This is a genomic window from Leptotrichia sp. SK-5 (assembly GCF_055387215.1).
In genome coordinates this window covers 1,904,632-1,922,743 of sequence record NZ_AP028931.1, presented here as the reverse complement: position 1 = coordinate 1,922,743, position 18,112 = coordinate 1,904,632, and the positions used below count along the sequence as shown (strand labels likewise).

17 protein-coding genes are annotated in these 18,112 nt (G+C 30.0%); 12 read left to right on the top strand and 5 right to left on the bottom strand.

Going from position 1 to position 18,112, the window contains the following annotated elements:
- Positions 1-153 precede the first annotated feature (153 nt).
- On the top strand, positions 154-1,629 hold the full coding sequence (guaB, locus tag ACZ5B9_RS09615; protein ID WP_314291585.1) for an IMP dehydrogenase: 1,476 nt from the start codon (positions 154-156) through the stop codon (positions 1,627-1,629).
- Between the two features lie 28 nt (positions 1,630-1,657).
- On the top strand, positions 1,658-2,350 hold the full coding sequence (locus ACZ5B9_RS09610; RefSeq protein ID WP_464422402.1) for a viral A-type inclusion protein: 693 nt from the start codon (positions 1,658-1,660) through the stop codon (positions 2,348-2,350).
- On the opposite strand, the gene ACZ5B9_RS09605 is transcribed toward ACZ5B9_RS09610, so the two are convergent.
- On the bottom strand, positions 2,307-3,650 hold the full coding sequence (locus ACZ5B9_RS09605; RefSeq protein ID WP_464422392.1) for an ISLre2 family transposase: 1,344 nt from the start codon (positions 3,648-3,650) through the stop codon (positions 2,307-2,309). The genes ACZ5B9_RS09610 and ACZ5B9_RS09605 overlap by 44 nt on opposite strands.
- A 332-nt stretch (positions 3,651-3,982) precedes the next feature.
- Between ACZ5B9_RS09605 and rpsB the strand changes: the two genes are divergently transcribed.
- The 7 genes from rpsB (at position 3,983) to frr (ending at position 9,862) form a co-directional block, all read left to right on the top strand.
- Complete coding sequence (gene rpsB / locus ACZ5B9_RS09600; RefSeq protein ID WP_455035764.1) at positions 3,983-4,768, top strand: 30S ribosomal protein S2; 786 nt, start codon at positions 3,983-3,985, stop codon at positions 4,766-4,768.
- Positions 4,769-4,907: 139 nt separating this feature from the next.
- Positions 4,908-5,810, top strand: a complete 903-nt coding sequence (locus ACZ5B9_RS09595) for a tetratricopeptide repeat protein (protein WP_464422401.1) — start codon at positions 4,908-4,910, stop codon at positions 5,808-5,810.
- Positions 5,811-5,827: 17 nt separating this feature from the next.
- Positions 5,828-6,766 carry a tetratricopeptide repeat protein gene (locus ACZ5B9_RS09590; RefSeq protein WP_464422400.1) on the top strand — a complete coding sequence of 313 codons (939 nt, stop codon included), beginning with the start codon at positions 5,828-5,830 and terminating at the stop codon, positions 6,764-6,766.
- Positions 6,767-6,775: 9 nt separating this feature from the next.
- On the top strand, positions 6,776-7,471 hold the full coding sequence (locus ACZ5B9_RS09585; RefSeq protein ID WP_464422399.1) for a tetratricopeptide repeat protein: 696 nt from the start codon (positions 6,776-6,778) through the stop codon (positions 7,469-7,471).
- A 124-nt stretch (positions 7,472-7,595) separates the two neighbouring features.
- The gene (gene tsf, locus ACZ5B9_RS09580; RefSeq protein WP_464423954.1) at positions 7,596-8,426 is read left to right on the top strand and encodes a translation elongation factor Ts; all 831 of its coding nucleotides are present in this window, start codon (positions 7,596-7,598) and stop codon (positions 8,424-8,426) included.
- 93 nt (positions 8,427-8,519) lie between these two features.
- On the top strand, positions 8,520-9,245 hold the full coding sequence (gene pyrH, locus ACZ5B9_RS09575) for a UMP kinase (RefSeq protein ID WP_464422398.1): 726 nt from the start codon (positions 8,520-8,522) through the stop codon (positions 9,243-9,245).
- Between the two features lie 59 nt (positions 9,246-9,304).
- On the top strand, positions 9,305-9,862 hold the full coding sequence (gene frr, locus ACZ5B9_RS09570) for a ribosome recycling factor (RefSeq protein ID WP_036071947.1): 558 nt from the start codon (positions 9,305-9,307) through the stop codon (positions 9,860-9,862).
- A gap of 933 nt (positions 9,863-10,795) precedes the next feature.
- Here the strand turns inward: frr and ACZ5B9_RS09565 are convergent.
- From ACZ5B9_RS09565 to ACZ5B9_RS09555, 3 genes are all read right to left on the bottom strand, one after another.
- Positions 10,796-11,458, bottom strand: a complete 663-nt coding sequence (locus ACZ5B9_RS09565) for an HAD family hydrolase (RefSeq protein WP_464422397.1) — start codon at positions 11,456-11,458, stop codon at positions 10,796-10,798.
- 76 nt (positions 11,459-11,534) lie between these two features.
- On the bottom strand, positions 11,535-12,542 hold the full coding sequence (fni, locus tag ACZ5B9_RS09560) for a type 2 isopentenyl-diphosphate Delta-isomerase (protein WP_464422396.1): 1,008 nt from the start codon (positions 12,540-12,542) through the stop codon (positions 11,535-11,537).
- 14 nt (positions 12,543-12,556) lie between these two features.
- Entirely contained in the window at positions 12,557-13,603 is a 1,047-nt protein-coding gene (locus ACZ5B9_RS09555; RefSeq protein ID WP_464422395.1) for a phosphomevalonate kinase, read from the bottom strand.
- A gap of 395 nt (positions 13,604-13,998) precedes the next feature.
- On the opposite strand from ACZ5B9_RS09555, the gene ACZ5B9_RS09550 reads away from it, so the two are divergent.
- The 3 genes from ACZ5B9_RS09550 to ACZ5B9_RS09540 all read left to right on the top strand — a co-directional run bounded on the left by ACZ5B9_RS09550 (position 13,999) and on the right by ACZ5B9_RS09540 (position 16,013).
- Positions 13,999-14,613 carry a nitroreductase family protein gene (locus tag ACZ5B9_RS09550; protein ID WP_464423952.1) on the top strand — a complete coding sequence of 205 codons (615 nt, stop codon included), beginning with the start codon at positions 13,999-14,001 and terminating at the stop codon, positions 14,611-14,613.
- Positions 14,614-14,755: 142 nt separating this feature from the next.
- Positions 14,756-15,358: an ACP phosphodiesterase gene (locus ACZ5B9_RS09545; protein WP_464422394.1), complete on the top strand. Its 603-nt coding sequence runs from the start codon at positions 14,756-14,758 to the stop codon at positions 15,356-15,358.
- Between the two features lie 73 nt (positions 15,359-15,431).
- Complete coding sequence (locus ACZ5B9_RS09540; protein WP_464422393.1) at positions 15,432-16,013, top strand: hypothetical protein; 582 nt, start codon at positions 15,432-15,434, stop codon at positions 16,011-16,013.
- Positions 16,014-16,318: 305 nt separating this feature from the next.
- Here ACZ5B9_RS09540 and ACZ5B9_RS09535 read toward each other — a convergent pair whose 3' ends face one another.
- The gene (locus ACZ5B9_RS09535; RefSeq protein WP_464422392.1) at positions 16,319-17,662 is read right to left on the bottom strand and encodes an ISLre2 family transposase; all 1,344 of its coding nucleotides are present in this window, start codon (positions 17,660-17,662) and stop codon (positions 16,319-16,321) included.
- Positions 17,663-18,112: the final 450 nt, after the last annotated feature.

Here is an 18,112-nt window from a genome sequence, read left to right as displayed (position 1 = left end):
TATTGAAATTATATCTTGTTTTGTGATAAAATGATATAATTTAAAATAAGGCAAGAAAAGTAATACAGAAGAGTCTAGTTTCATAAAATTTTCTCTTGATTTACTAAATTTGCAAATTTGGAAATTAAAAATAAAACGAGGAGGATATTTAAAATGAGTCAAAAAGATAAAATTGTAATTTCTGAAGGATTAACTTTTGATGATGTGTTATTAATCCCACAAGCATCAAGTGTAGTACCACATGAAGTCTCTTTAAAAACTAATTTAACTAAAAAATTGGTGTTAAATATTCCAATATTAAGTGCAGCAATGGATACTGTTACAGAATCAAAACTTGCAATTGCACTTGCAAGAGAAGGTGGAATAGGCTTCATTCATAAAAACATGACGATTGAAAGACAGGCTGAAGAAGTGTCGAAGGTAAAAAGATATGAAAGCGGTATGATTACAAATCCAATTACATTGAAGGAAGATGCTATTTTAAAAGATGCAAATGACTTGATGAAAAATTATAAAGTTTCGGGACTTCCTGTGGTTGATAATGACGGTAATTTAAAAGGAATTATTACCAACCGTGACTTGAAATATAGAGAAGATTTATCATTAAAAGTTGTAGATATTATGACTAAAGATAACTTGGTAACTGCACCTGTTGGGACGACTCTTGAAGGTGCCAAATCAATTCTTTTAGAAAATAGAATTGAAAAATTGCCAATCGTTGAAGGTACAAAATTAAAAGGATTAATTACAATTAAAGATATTGACAATGTTATAAATTATCCTAATGCTGCAAAAGATGAGCAAGGTAGACTTAGAGTTGGGGCAGGAGTTGGAGTTGGAACTGATACAGTGAGAAGAGTTGCAGCTTTAGTAGAAGCTGGGGTTGATATTATTGCTGTTGATTCAGCACATGGACATTCAATAGGAGTTATTAATAAAATAAAAGAAATCAGATCAGCTTTTCCTGATTTGGACATTATCGGAGGAAATATTGTAACTCCAGAAGCAGCGCTTGATTTGATAGAAGCAGGAGTAAATGCAGTGAAAGTAGGAGTTGGACCAGGGTCAATCTGTACAACTAGAGTTGTGTCAGGAGTTGGAGTTCCACAAATTTCGGCTGTAATGAATATTGCAGAAGTTTGTAAAGACAAAGGAATCGGACTTATTGCCGATGGTGGAATAAAATTATCTGGAGATGTTGTAAAAGCTATCGCAGCTGGAGCAGACTGTGTTATGCTTGGAGGAATGCTTGCGGGAACTGATGAAGCACCAGGAGAAGAAATTTTGTATAATGGAAGAAAATTTAAGACTTATGCAGGGATGGGTTCACTTGCGGCTATGAAGAGAGGAAGCAGCGACAGATATTTTCAGCTTGAAGCGGCAACAGAAAAATTAGTTCCAGAAGGAATCGAATCAATGGTTCCTTATAAAGGTGCATTAAAAGATACAGTTTATCAAATTTGCGGTGGACTTCGTTCTGGAATGGGATACTGTGGAACAGCTACAATTGAAGATTTAAAAGAAAATGGAAAATTTGTAAAAATAACAGGAGCAGGACTGAAGGAAAGTCACCCGCATGATGTTATAATTACGAAGGAAGCGCCTAATTATAATAATTCAAATAATTAAAACTAAAGGAATTTGTGAAAGGATGAGAATGAATAAAGTAAAAAAAATAGCACTTTTATCAGTATTGGTGTTTGGAATAAGTGTTTTGTCTTATTCCTATGAGGATTATTATCAAAAAATTTATACAGTAAAAATTTCTAAAGATGATTTGTTTAAAATCGTAAATGCAACTAAAAATCAGCAAAAAAAATTGTCAAAAATATTTGATGAATATCAGAAAAAAGCTGAGGGAGTAGAAAAGGATTTAGTCCAGTTTGATGGGAAAAAAGCTAAAATTGGTAAAATAGAAGAAGACAGATACAGAGCAATTGCAAGAGTTTTGTCAAATGAACAGCTGGAAGCTTATAATTCCTACATAAATTCCCAAAAGAATTTGTTTAACGAAAAAAATGATAAAGTTAAAAACTTTATTGACAGTATGGATTTGTCAAATGAGCAAAAAGCACGTATTTTGAAATATGAGCGGGATTTTAAACGAGAAGTCGGTAAATTAAAGGATCAAAGATTGTCAGAAGAGAATTTTATTGCAAAATATCAAGAATTAAAGCAGGAAAGAAATGAAAAAATGCGTACAGTTTTGTTAGATGATCAGGTAAAATTGATAGAAAATTTTGACAGAGTAAAAAATATAGGGGCAGTCATTAAATACCACAACAAATCTTTTTTGACTGCTTTTTTTAAAATATTTTACTTTGTGATATTTCTTTCAAAACTTCCCTAATCGGACATTCTCCTCCTCTCAAATATGGCATATTTGTGCTTTTTCCTGTTTCATTAACAATTTCTGGCAAGCATTCCATCTCTATTACCTTTTCTAGTGAACCCATTCTTTTGCCGCTAAAGTACAATTCATACGCCTTTTCCCTATCTTTTCCATAGTTTGCAAAGAAAGTGTGGTATAACGCTCTTGCTTTTATCTTTCTTCTTGAAAATGCTTTTGGCCTGCTTGATAGAAATCTTGAGCATTCGTGGGATACTAGGGCTTCCGTCCTTGAGCCTATGTAGTCCTCCTCCGTATATATTCTTCTTATCTTCTCATACTGATTAAACAGCATCTTCATCTGGTCTTTTCTTCTCTGGCTTACATTCTCCTTTTCCTTGAAATTTTCATAAAAATTCTCAAGTTCTGCAAAGTTATCTTTCTCAAACCACCTGTAAAGATTTTTTGATATTTCCTTGTCCCTTTTAGAAATTTCAGCTATGGCTTTTACTAAATGGAACTTGTCATAGATGTGTATTGGCTTGTAAATTCCAAGTTCTCTTACAAAGCTGTCTATCCATATTCCTCCATCAGAGTTCACAATTAGTTTCTTTTTGTCCATATTGTATCTTTTTTCAAGATAGTTAAGTACATACTCCGACACTTCCTCAAGCGATACGGATGTAGGAAACATTATTGTGTGCTTGTCAATGAGTTTGTTCCTGTCTGTGCAGATTTCCTCAATTCCACGATGTATTACAACCATCCTCATATATGTATTTTTACTTCTTCTACACTTCATATGGTCTTCATCAATCTCCATATATACTGGCGAATTGTTGTCTCTTTCAAATCTTTCAATATCAAGTTTTGGCATTTGAAAAGAATTGACAAGATTATACACGGTAGCCCTTGAAACACCGTAAGTTTTTGCAAGAAATGAAGCTGTAGTATGCTGATATTCAAAAAGTATAGTAAAAATCATCTCCTCAGAAAGCCGTCTATACCGCTTAAGTCCAATTTTCTCATCAATGTAATAGTGAATGCCTGTTTTCTTGTCTACATATTTTCGACGTTCAAAAGTTACATCCCCGAAGGCAGTGGTAACAGTTCTTTTAACAAATCCTTTGCTTTTAAACTTATTTTTTCTTTCGTTAGAATGAAAGAAGTAATCATCAACTCTTTTGACATAAACTCTAAACAGCGTTTCAAAGGCCTTCGAGACAAACAGCTTAAACTGCTGCTCAAACGGAAGTCTGAAAGAAAAAATATTTTTAAAAAAAGTCTTTACAAGTGAAGAAAAATTTGATATTCTAATCATAGAGGGAACCACCTTTCGATAGGATTTAGGGATTATATTGTAACTGGTTTCCTCTTTTTTGTTAATTTGAAATTTAATTAAATTTATTTGCCCCTATATTTTTTACTCTGCCAGAAAATTTTTAGAGTATTGACAAAAGTTATAAAAAAATGTTAAAATACAACGATTAATCACACTTTGTACTGTTTAGAGATAGGGTGTTGCAATTTTATAGTTTATTTTTTAAAAAATTTTTATTTACAAAAAATAAAAAAGATAAAAAACAAAAATTACAATCTGTCTTTTAAAGAAAAGTGGGAGAAAAACCAAAAAAAATTAGGAGGAAAAACGTAATGGCAGTAATTACAATGAAACAATTATTAGAAGTAGGAGCACATTTTGGACATCAAGCAAAAAGATGGAACCCTAAAATGAAACCCTATATTTTTACAGAAAGAAATGGAATCCACATTTTGGATTTACACCAAACTTTAGGAGCAACTGAAGCAGCTTACGAATTTGTAAGACAAATTTCAGAAGAAGGTGGAAAAGTATTATTCGTAGGAACTAAAAAACAAGCTCAAGAAGCTATTAAAGAAGAAGCAGAAAGAGCTGGAGGATTCTATGTAAACCACAGATGGCTAGGTGGACTTTTAACTAACTTGGACACAATAAAAACAAGAGTAAAAAGATTGAAAGAACTTGAAGAAATGGATGCAGATGGAACTTTAGATGAAGCATACACTAAAAAAGAAGCAGGATTATTAAGAAAAGAAATGGCAAAACTTTCTAAAAATATTGGTGGAATCAAAGAAATGAACACATTGCCAGCTGCATTGTTTGTAGTTGACATCAAAAAAGAATTTTTGGCATTAGAAGAAGCTAAAAAATTGGGAATCCCTGTAATCGCATTAATCGATACAAACGTAGATCCTGATTTAGTAACTTACAAAATCCCAGCAAATGATGATGCTATAAGATCAGTAAAATTATTTGCACAAGTTATTGCAAATGCAGCAATCGAAGGAAACGGTGGAATTGAAAACGTTGTTGAAGGAGCAGAAGTAGAAGTTCCTGCAAACGAAGAAATCGTTGAGGAAGTAGTAGAAGAAGTTGTTGAAGAAACTACAGAAGCATAGTTAAAACATAATCCAAAAAAATTAAATAAAAGTAATAGGGGAATAAAGCCATTCCCCTGTTCTCGTAAAAATAGTAATTAAAAGAATAAACTCATATTTCTATTGGTCAAAAAATAAAAAAAGGAAAGGATGAGAAATCATGAAAAAAGTTTTAATGGGATTATTTTTAATAGCAAGTTTAAGTATTTTGGGTATAAATAAAGAAAAATCTCCAATGGAGCATGATATAAATTATGTATGGTATCATTATGAATTGGATTCTAAGTATGAAAACCTATTTTCAAAACAAAAAAAGGAATTTAAGGATAAGTGGGACATTTACCAAGATAAGAATGATCATAAAAATTTTATTATGCTACTAAAAAAATATATTGAGAAATATCCAAGCGATGCTTATGCCTATGAAGCTCTAGGTACAATGTATATGGCAACGAATAATTTTAAGGAAGCAGAAAAAAATTATTTAAAAGCTATGGAGCTGGGAGATAATGATACAGCGAAATTTTCTTTAGTTGTTCTGTATAGCAAGAAAGAGTTAAATAATGATAAAGAAAAATCAAAACTTGCTGAGAAATATTATGAAGAACTGAAAAAAGAGGGATTCAAATCATATGACAGCCTTGAAATTCTTAGAGGTTCTAAAACTGGGGCATTACTAGGAAGTGCTAAGGCGATATTTGGATTAGCAGCTTATTATGATAATTATGAAAATTATAAAATATCAGAAAAATATGCTACAGAATTTTTAGAATTTGATAGAGAAAATTTAGACAATTTAATGTTTTTGAGTAACGCATACATTGCACAAAAAAAATATGCTGAATCAGAAAAACTATTTTTACCACTCGCTCAAAAAGGAATGATGCAGGCACAATATCTTTTAGCACTTGGATATTATCACGCTGGAAATCTTAAGGAAGCAGAAAAATGGGCTAAAAAGACGCTGGAAAAACCTGAAAGAAAACAGTCAGATGATATTGAAGCAGCGAAAGAATTGCTGAATCGAATAAATTCAAAATTAAAAGAATTAAATAAAAAATAAAGGGAATGGTGAAAATTATGAAAAAAGTTTTAATTGGATTGTTTTTGGTAGCAAGTTTAGGTGTTTTAGGTGCAAAAAATCAAACTCTAGATACAGCAAATGATGTAAAAAAAGGAAAATATTTTTTAGATCATGAGATAACTTATGTAGAAGCTCATTATGAAATAAATCCTAAATATGAAAATATATACTCAAAAGAAAAGAAAGAGTTTAAAGATAAGTCGATAGCTTATGTGAATAAAAAAGATTATAAAAGTTTAGCCGAACTATTCAAAAAATATATTGAAAAATATCCAGATGATGCTTTTGGTTACGAAACTTTAGGTACAACATACATGGCAATGGATAATTTTAAGGAATCAGAAAAATATTATTTAAAGGCTATAGAGCTTGGTGATACTGATACTGGTAAATATTCATTGGCTCTTTTGTATATTGATGAAGATTTAAATAAAGACAAGCAAAAAATTGAACTTGGTGAAAAATACATCAAAGAATTAGAAAATGAAGGATTTAAATCTCATTACAGCCTTAGAGATCTTAGGGATGATAAAAATGGCGCATTAATGGGAAATGCTTATGCAACATTAAGATTAGCAGCTTTTTATAGTAACTATGGAAATTATAAACTTGCAGAAAAATATGCAACAGAATTTTTGGAATTTGATAAGGAAGATGTCCAAAACTTGAACATATTGAGTGAAGCATATATTGCTCAGAAAAAATATTCAGAAGCAGAAAAATTCTTTTTACCACTTGCTCAAAAAGGAAATGCACAGGCACAATACCTTTTAGCACTTGGGTATTATTATGCTGAAAATCTTAGAGAAGCGGAAAGCTGGGCTAAAAAGGCGTTGGCGCAAGCTGAAAAAAGAAAACATTCAGATAATACTAGAGCAGTAAAAGAATTATTGAGTTTTATAAATTCAAAATCAAAAATGCAAAATAAAAAGTAGGTGGAAATTATGAAAAAAGTTTTAATTGGATTGTTTTTGGTAGCAAGTTTAAGCGTTTTGGGTGCGAAAAATACAAAAAAAGCAGCAAGTACCCAAAATTATACTAAAAATGTAAATAATCAGTATTCTGTAGTAGATGGAAACCTTATGAATATGTATTCAAAAGAAAAAAATGAATTTAAGAATAAATATATTGCTTTATCTGAAAAAAATGACAAGAAAAATTTAATTGCATTACTGAAAAAATACGTTGAAAAATATCCAAATGATGCTTACGCTTATGAGGAGATAGGAACTGATTATGATATATTAGGTAATCCAAAAGAGGCAGAGAAGTATTATTTAAAAGCAATTGAGTTAGGAGATAATGACACAGGAGCTTACTCACTAGTTTTATTATACAGTGATGAAGATTCTTTAAAATCATTAAATTTAACTGCTAAAGAGAAAAAAGAAAAAATGAACATAGCAGATAAATATGAAAAGCAACTATCAGATGCTGGTTTTACACATGACAAACTTAAACAACTTAGAGAGCATAAACAGATGGCATTAGTTGGTAATGCCTATTCAACATACCGATTAGCAGTCCAATATTATGGTGCTAAAAATTATAAGATGGCAGAAAAATATGCGAAGGACTTTTTAGAATTTGATAACGAAAATCCAGAAATTTTAAATATGCTAAAAAATATTTCAAAATAATTTTTGTGAATAATAAGTTAATTATTAAGTAAAATAAATAAAAAAATTAAAAATATAGGAGGGAAATAAAGTGGCAATTACAACAGCACTTATTAAAGAATTAAGAGAAAGAACAGGAGCAGGAATGCTTGACTGTAAAAAAGCTTTACAAGAAAATGACGGAGATATTGAAAAAGCAATTGACTGGTTAAGAGAAAAAGGGATTGCTAAGGCAGCTAAAAAATCTGGAAGAGTTGCAGCGGAAGGATTGGTATTTGCAGCGATTTCTGAAGATAGAAAAAAAGGTGCTATCTTGGAATTTAACTCTGAAACTGACTTCGTTGCTAAAAACGATGAATTCAAATCTTTTGGAGAAAAATTGGTGGCATTGACTTTAAGCCATGATTTAACAAGTGAAGATGAATTAAAAGCATTTGAACTTGAAGGAAAAACTGTTGAAACTCATTTGACAGAATTAATCGCTAAAATTGGTGAAAACATGAATATTAGAAGATTAAAAGTTGTTTCAACTGACGGATTCATCGAAACTTATATTCACTTAGGTGGAAAAATCGGTGTATTATTAAATGTTAATGGAGAAGCTACTCCTGAAAATATCGAAAAAGCAAAAGGTGTTGCAATGCATATCGCAGCAATGGATCCAAAATATTTGGATAAATCACAAGTTACAGCTGATGATTTGGAAAGAGAGAAAGAAATCGCAAGACATCAGTTAGAATCAGAAGGAAAACCAGCTAATATTATTGAAAAAATATTAGAAGGAAAAATGAGAAAATTCTACGAAGAAAACTGTTTAGTGCAACAAAAATATGTTAGAGATGACAGCGTTACTATCGAACAATTTATTGCCCCAAGTACAATAAATTCATTTGACAGATTTAAAGTTGGAGAAGGAATCGAAAGAGAAGAAGTAGATTTTGCTGCTGAAGTAGCTGCACAAATTTCTGGAAATTAGTTTTACTATAAGGGGAATGAATCCCCTTATTTTTTCGCAAATTTTTAAATAATTGTTTTAGACAAAGCATATTTATTTAATTTATAAAAAATTATGGAGGTTCCTATAATGCTTAAATATAAAAGAATATTATTAAAACTAAGTGGAGAGGCGCTTGCAGGGAATAAGGAATTTGGTTTTTCAAATGAAGTGCTTGAAAGTTTTGCAAAACAGATAAAGGATGTACATGAAAAAGGTGTACAAATTGCTATTGTTATCGGCGGTGGAAATATTTTCCGTGGGATAAGCGGGATGGAAAAAGGCTTTGACAGAGTGACTGGAGATACGATGGGAATGCTTGCAACAATTATGAATGGACTTGCATTGCAAAATGCAATTGAAAGCATAGGAGTACCAACGAGAGTTATGACAGCACTTCAAATGCCGCAAGTAGCCGAACTTTATATTAGACGTAAAGCAATAAGACATCTGGAAAAAGGAAGAGTTGTTATTTTTGCAGGTGGAACAAGCAATCCTTATTTTACAACAGATTCTTCGGGAGCATTGAGAGCTGTGGAAATCCAGGCAGATGTACTTGCGAAAGGTACAAAAGTTGATGGAATTTATAATAAAGATCCGATGAAATTTGATGACGCTGTAAGATACGAGACAGTAACTTTTGATGAAGCTATTTCAAAAAATCTTGGAGTAATGGATACAGCGGCACTTTCATTATGTAGAGAAAATCATATGCCGATTGTGGTGTTTAACGCTTTGGAAGAAGGAAATATATTAAAAATGGCTCAAGGCGATAATATAGGAACAACTGTAAAAAAATAATTGACAGAAAATATAATTTGATATAAAATATTTTAATAAAAAATAAAAAGGTGGTAAAAATGTTAGAAGCAATTTTAAAAGAAGCTGAAGAAAAAATGCAAAAATCTGTAGAAAATACAAAAACAAAATTTTCTCATGTAAGAGCTGGGCGTGCGAGCGTTTCTATGCTTGATGGAGTAACTGTGGAAGCTTATGGTTCTGCTACCCCACTTAATCAAGTTGGAACAGTTTCAGCTCCAGAAGCTAGATTATTGGTAATTGATCCTTGGGACAAATCATTAATTCCAGCAATTGAAAAAACGATTTTACAGGCAAACTTAGGATTTAATCCGTCAAATGATGGGAAAATCATCAGACTTGTAGTACCAGAACTTACAGAAGACCGTAGAAAAGAATATGTAAAAATGGTAAAAAAAGAAGCTGAAGAAGGAAAAGTAGCAATTAGAAACGTGAGAAAAGAAGTAAACAATAAACTAAGAAAACTTGAAAAAGATAGTGAAATCACAGAAGATGAATTGAAATCAAGCGAAGAAAAAGTACAAAAATCAACTGATAAATTTATCGCACAAGTTGATGATGCCTTGAGTAAAAAAGAAAAAGAATTGTTGACAGTTTAATTTTTTGGATAAAATTTAGGAATGAAATAAAAATAGGGAATTATGTCTAGTTCTGGTAGAATTAGAACAGTTCCCTTTTTATATTTTAAATAATACTTGAGATTTATCTTCATTTAATACTATTTCCCATTTAAATAGTAGAAATCAGAAAATTCATGGAATTAAAGATTTTTTTTATAAGATTGTGTTGTTTATAACCTATGTAATTATAAAATTTCTTTAATTAAAATTAATCATTAAGTATCCACCTTAAAGACTTTTGTAATTTTATTTATATGTTTTTTTTAAGTAAGGGCATCAGACGCCATGCCCTTACAACCTCGCTTTACGCAAAACTTTCTTATAAAGAAAAAATAAAACTCGCTTCGTAAAAACTACGCTCAGACAGTTATTTTTCCTTTAACGAAATTTTGCTTATTTAATATTTTCCAAATGTAAAAACCTAAAATTTAAATATAATAATTTTTATAATTTAATATAGAATGTCGTGATTTTTTGGGAATGAAAACGACTAAACACATTTATGTGTTTCTTTCGCTAGAACCTTTATAGCAGACATATTTTATAGAGTTGTTCTAATTATCTATTTGCGAAAGTGAGCGTTAGCGAGTTTCGTTTTCGTAGTAATTCAGTTTTATCCAAATAATAAATGTTTTGACTACTTTCCCAAATAAAATTTGGGAATATTTCAAAAAATGCTTAGACAAGCCAGGGTTGCAAGGGAAATGGCGATTGATTTCCCTTGCTTATATAAAAAGAAAAAACATGAAATTATGAAAAAATATCTATTAATAACAAGCAGTTTTTCAAACCCCAAATAAAAATCCCTTATGTGGATACTTAAAAATTAGATTTGGATTTTTTTAATAAGGATCAAATCAATTATTCTAGAATTTTATTGCTATTTTTTTAATGGTGTTTAGTAGAAAAATATTATTTCCAAAATAATTTATCAAATAATGTTTTTCGAGGTGGCATTCCCTCCAGTTTAACTCCATTTTTAATCCAGTATGTTTTTTTGGAAATATCATAAAGTGGCTTGTCTGCCAAGCTATCAGAATAAAATTCTGTGATTTCGTACTCAAAATCATTTTGTTTTGCCCATTCGTTCAATTTCTTTACTTTTTCATCGCCTTTATTATTTTCACCATCAATTTTAGCAATGAAAGTTTCCTTGTTATCGTTTACAAAATTTGTACCAAAGACCTTGTCATAGCCAAGTGACAATAAAAATTTTTCTATTAGGAATAATGGACTTGCAGAAGATACAATAACCATTTCGCATTCTTTTTTGTTTTTTTCCAGCTCGTCTTTTATCCACGGATAAATTTTATGCTTTTTAGTTTCCCAGAAATCTGCAACTAATTTTTCAATTTCTTCTTTTGAATGGCTTTCTAAAAATTCAAAATATCTTTCTTTCAAAGTAGTTAGATTTATTATTTTTATTAGGTAAAAAAGTAAATCCTTTGAATATTTTATCAAAAATAAAATAGATTTTAGTGGATATTTTTTTAAATAAAATGTGGAAAAATTAACACCAGTTTCTCCATCGTAGATTGTCTTGTCAAAATCATAAACTATAATTTTTTTTTTCATTAATTAACTCTCTTTCTTTGATTTATATTCGCTTAAAATCATTTTTTGATATACAGTTAAGTTATCAGCAGGTTTGTTAAAGTTTTTGCATAGAAAATTCCAATGTTTTTCCGTACAAAACATACTTTGTATTTTGCAATTCTTTAATATTTTTTGCATTTAAGGCACACATTATCATTTTGCATTCAGTTTTCCAGTTTTCCACAATTTTGATTATGTTTTCAACATCATATTTTACAGCTAACTCTAAAATCGTTCTGGAAAGACCAACAGCCTTTGCTCCCAAAACAAGGCATTTTATCATATCCAGCGGATTTCTTACACCGCCACTTGCGATAATTTCCACTTTGTCAGTATAATCTTTTAAGTTTAAAAGGCAGGAAACAGTAGTTTGTCCCCAGTTATTAAGGTAATCAAGGCTATTTTTACGTCGCATATTTTCAATAAAGGCAAAACTTGTGCCACCACGCCCACTTATGTCAAAAGTTTTTATTCCCAGCTTAATTCCCTGCTTTATAGTATCTTCTGTCATTCCAAATCCAACTTCTTTTAAAATAATAGGAATTTCTATATTTTGGACGAATTCTTTTAAATTGTTTTCCCATTCGTTAAAATTTCGGCTGCCTTCTGGCATAATTAATTCCTGCATCAGATTTACATGAACTTGTAAAAATAATGGATTTAGAGCCTTTATAGCGGCAATTCCAGCTGTGTAATTTTTATCAATCCCAATATTTGTGGCAAGCTGTAAATCTGGATTTTCCTTTTTTACAATCTTAAATGAATCATCATCAGAATTTTTTAGAGCGGCGCTATATGAGCCTGTTACGAACAGCAAATTGCATTCATTTGCAACTTTTGCCAGTTTTTGATTAATCTTTTTCGCATTTTCACTTCCGCCTGTAATTGCGTTAATAAAAAATGGAAATTCAAAATCGTGGCTTGCAAAATGAGTTGATAAATCAATTTCATCCAGATTATATTTTGGAATGGAACTGTGAATAAGTTCAACATCGTCAAAGCTGTTATAGTCACTTTCGTGTTCCAATGCGTACTTGATATGATCATCTTTTCTATTTTTCATATTTCTCCTATTTTTTATAATTTTTCAGCATACAGCAATTCAATCCCATATTGTTCCCATCTGTCGATAATAATTTTTGTATCATTTCCATCAAAAGAAAGTGCAATTCCGCAATCTCCACCGCCAGCACCGCTACTTTTGGCACAAATATCCAGTTTTTTCGCAGAATTTACTAATTTTCTCAATTTTTGGCTGTAGATACTTTCATTTAAGTTTTTAAGCAATTTTCCATTTTCATTAATACATTTTTTTATCATTGGCTTATCACTATTTTTTATGGCAATTCTCAAATCTTGTACGATATGTTCTACATTTTTTAAAAAGTTTTCATCAATGGAACTTTTTACAATGTTTATTAAATTGCTAGAAATAGCAGGTTCCTTTGTCCAGCCAACTAAAAAATTACAATTTAAATTGTTTTTGTTAAAGTGAAGTTCGGAAATTTCGTAATTCCAGTTAATTTTTAGAACATTTTCTAGAGTTTCATTTTTTATTAATTCACAAATTTTTTTTCTGTCGAAAGATTTATAAAAAATTAAGTTTCCGTAGGAAATGCAGGCTATATCGCCCATAGAGCCGTTATCTCCACGTTTTAGCAGCACATAGGAAGACAGCTTGAAAAGTATTTCCTTTGAAACTTGCAGATTGTAGAGGCTTAAAATGGATTTTATTGTTAAAACGACAACACTTCCGCTCGAGCCAATTCCTAGTTTTTTGTTATCTATTTCCATTTTTCCATTAATTTCTAGATTAAAAGGCTTAATTTCCAAATTTTGTAATTTTAAATATTCATTCATAACGGATATTGCTTCACAGATTAGTGAATAATTTTTATCAAAAATTTGTGAAGTTTTTTTATCGAAAGCAGTTTTTTCAAGAGTTATGGCATAATCAAACATATCTGAAAAAATTGTATATTTATCAGCAAAATTTATTTTTGAAGTCATAAAAATATTTATGTTTTTTATGATTGCACTTTGTCCAGCTGTTAGAATGGAATATTCTCCAGCTATATAGAGTTTTCCGCAGGTTTGGTTAGTTATTATTTTATTTTTTTGCATTTTAATATTTCTTTCTTTTTTATAATTTTTAATTAACAAATTATACCACAAAAAATGGTTATAGTAAAACAGCTTTATGATGATTTTTTTGATTTTTATCAGTTTGATTCTGGCTTAATTAGAGATATGTTTTAATAATATCTGACGAGAAGTCCCTAGCTTCTGTAAATGAAAAAAGTTCGCATAATTGACAATACAAATATAATATGATAACATTAATTACATAAATTGGAAAAAAGGATGTGAGTTGAATGAATGAAGTAATAAAACAATTGCAAAATAGACGTTCTGTAAGGGAATTTACAGGAGAAAAAATAAAGGAAGAAGATTTACAAACAATACTTGCGACTGCTTAAAGGGCGGCAAATTCAGTTAATGGACAGCAGACTTCTTTAATTATCATAAAAGATAAGGAAAAATTGGAAAAAATTGCAGAACTTTGCGGAGGACAGAAACATATTGCAGAGGCTGGTGCTTTTGTATTTGTCTTAGTTGACTTTCATCGTGGAGTTTATGCTGCAAATTCTGTTGGAAAGAGAAATATTGGACCAAAATCTGCAGATGGAGTGCTAGTTGGTGCAATAGATGCTGGAATAATGGTAAATGCATTGCAAACTGCGGCTCATGCACTTGGATACGGAACTACTGTAATTGGGGCAATAAGAAAAGCAACAAAGGAATTTATAAAAATGCTGGAACTTCCAGAATATGTATTTCCAATTGTTGGGACTACTATCGGAGTGCCTGTGGAAAGACAATTAACGAGAGTAAAACCAAGAGTTCCGTTAGATACATTTGTATTTGAAGATACTTATAATGCAAAAAAAGTGGAAGAAGGAGTGGAATTTCACGAAAAAGACACGATAGAATGGCGTGAAGAAAATGGTACACCACAATTACCTTCATACAAGGAAATGATTGCAAGAATTTACGAAAATTTCTATAATACATCAAAACAGGACTTGGAAGATCAAGGATTCAGATTTGCTGATGAACTGGATGAGAAATAATTAATGGAATTTTTTAGAACGGAAATTACTAGATTAAATTATTTTTGAAATTATAAAAAAATAGGGAAAATTCTAAATTTCTTTAATTTTTATGGTTTAATCTGGTTTAGTTTTAAAAGTAAAGTGGGAAAGAGAAAATATTATGAATTTTTTAGCACATTCGCTGATTTCGTTGGAAATTGATGAAAAGGAAAATAAAAAAACGCTGTATGGAAATTTTACCGGAGATTTTTACAAAGGGTTAGTTGATAAAATAGATCTTTCTGATGAATTGAAAGAAGGAATTGTCTTACATAGGATAATAGACGGCATTTCTGATAGGAATGAGAATTTTCTGAATGATTTGCTTACAGAAAAATTTGGGATTTTTAAAGGAATTGTGGCAGATATGTTTATTGATCATTTTTTATCCCAAAATTTTAATAGATTATTCAATGAAAATATTAATAATATTGAAAAGAAAATATTGTATAATGTATCTGAAAATCAAAAAGTTTTTCCAAAAAATTTTGTTGGAACTTTCAAATGGATTAACAGTGAGAAAGTAATGTCAAATTACAAAAATATTGATTTTTTGGAGCGTACATTTTATGGAATTGCTCAAAGAGTTAGAAAAGGAGAGATTTTAAAATTAGCTGTGCAGGAATTAAAAAAAGACTATAAATCTTTTGAAGAAAGGTCCATAAACGAATTTTTTTATGTAAAAAAAGAAAGTATAAAAAAATTTTTTGAGACTAAAGTTTGATTTTAGAGCGTTTTTGCTATAATTTTGATTTTTAAATATAGTTTAATAGAAAGAAATTGGAGGAAGAAGAAAAATGATAAAATTTACAAAAGTAAGAAAAATGTTAATGGGATTAATGGTTGTGGGACAATTAATAGCTGTACCAGCTGTGGCAAATGCAGCACCCTCAAAAGAGTCTGTAGAAGTAAAAAAATATGATTCATTAAAAACAGCAGCAGAAGACTATGCAAAAGTTTTGCAAGAAATTTCAAATTATGGTTCAAGACAGATGTTAAAATCTATAAACCCTGATGTTGATAAATATGTTGCTAAAAAAAATAATGCGACATTAAAAAAACAATGGGAAGATTCAAATACAATGCTTATTGAGCAGTTCGATGTATCTGTTTACAAAGTAAATGAAAATGGAAATGAAGGTGAAGTTGTATTTTTGATAAAAGGGTATGATGAAAAAGCTTTAAATAAGTATTTAGGAGATAATGCTAGTAAATATGTTGAAAAAGTTGATAATTCAAAAGATGAAATAGAAATTAATATTGATAAATATATAAAATTACAGTATGATTATCTAACAAAAACGAAAAAGATTAACTTAGCTACTTCAACAGTTAAATTTAAAAAAGGTAGCGACAATAAATGGCAAGTTGTTAAATAAATAACTGTGTAACAATTAAAAAATAATTTTTGAAACTTATAGAATTTTGATATTTTATAAGTTTTTTTTATATATAGAATTTATTTAAAAATAATTCTGTTAAAATTTGTTTAATTTTTTCATTTTACTTATTTTTTATTTTTTTAATCTTTTTTAAAAAAATAATATTTTATAATTAATATGAAAACACAAAGAAATTAGTATTTAATTAATTTTGCTTTTCAAAATGTGTTTTTTATCAGACAGAGTAAAAAATATAGGGGCAGTCATTAAATACCACAACAAATCTTTTTTGACTGCTTTTTTTAAAATATTTTACTTTGTGATATTTCTTTCAAAACTTCCCTAATCGGACATTCTCCTCCTCTCAAATATGGCATATTTGTGCTTTTTCCTGTTTCATTAACAATTTCTGGCAAGCATTCCATCTCTATTACCTTTTCTAGTGAACCCATTCTTTTGCCGCTAAAGTACAATTCATACGCCTTTTCCCTATCTTTTCCATAGTTTGCAAAGAAAGTGTGGTATAACGCTCTTGCTTTTATCTTTCTTCTTGAAAATGCTTTTGGCCTGCTTGATAGAAATCTTGAGCATTCGTGGGATACTAGGGCTTCCGTCCTTGAGCCTATGTAGTCCTCCTCCGTATATATTCTTCTTATCTTCTCATACTGATTAAACAGCATCTTCATCTGGTCTTTTCTTCTCTGGCTTACATTCTCCTTTTCCTTGAAATTTTCATAAAAATTCTCAAGTTCTGCAAAGTTATCTTTCTCAAACCACCTGTAAAGATTTTTTGATATTTCCTTGTCCCTTTTAGAAATTTCAGCTATGGCTTTTACTAAATGGAACTTGTCATAGATGTGTATTGGCTTGTAAATTCCAAGTTCTCTTACAAAGCTGTCTATCCATATTCCTCCATCAGAGTTCACAATTAGTTTCTTTTTGTCCATATTGTATCTTTTTTCAAGATAGTTAAGTACATACTCCGACACTTCCTCAAGCGATACGGATGTAGGAAACATTATTGTGTGCTTGTCAATGAGTTTGTTCCTGTCTGTGCAGATTTCCTCAATTCCACGATGTATTACAACCATCCTCATATATGTATTTTTACTTCTTCTACACTTCATATGGTCTTCATCAATCTCCATATATACTGGCGAATTGTTGTCTCTTTCAAATCTTTCAATATCAAGTTTTGGCATTTGAAAAGAATTGACAAGATTATACACGGTAGCCCTTGAAACACCGTAAGTTTTTGCAAGAAATGAAGCTGTAGTATGCTGATATTCAAAAAGTATAGTAAAAATCATCTCCTCAGAAAGCCGTCTATACCGCTTAAGTCCAATTTTCTCATCAATGTAATAGTGAATGCCTGTTTTCTTGTCTACATATTTTCGACGTTCAAAAGTTACATCCCCGAAGGCAGTGGTAACAGTTCTTTTAACAAATCCTTTGCTTTTAAACTTATTTTTTCTTTCGTTAGAATGAAAGAAGTAATCATCAACTCTTTTGACATAAACTCTAAACAGCGTTTCAAAGGCCTTCGAGACAAACAGCTTAAACTGCTGCTCAAACGGAAGTCTGAAAGAAAAAATATTTTTAAAAAAAGTCTTTACAAGTGAAGAAAAATTTGATATTCTAATCATAGAGGGAACCACCTTTCGATAGGATTTAGGGATTATATTGTAACTGGTTTCCTCTTTTTTGTTAATTTGAAATTTAATTAAATTTATTTGCCCCTATATTTTTTACTCTGCCTTTTTTATCAAAAAAACTTGACATATTTTTTTTTATAGGGTATACTAAGATTGTTTCAATAGTCTTTGTAAAATGATACGGATTTAATAATTTTATAAATAAAAAAAAGGAAAATCTTGAGGAATAGTAAGTTTTGTAAAGTTGAGCTATTGTATCCGTTGTGTCAAAAACATTGATTTAATGAACAATTTAATAAAATTAGAAAAAAATTAAAAAAAGAAATAACTTTTGAGATTAAGAAATTTTTTATTTTTTCAAATAGTAAAAATTTATCATTTTTTAACGATAACTATACAAATAAAGAAAAGGAGATAAGCCAACATGATATTAAAATAAGT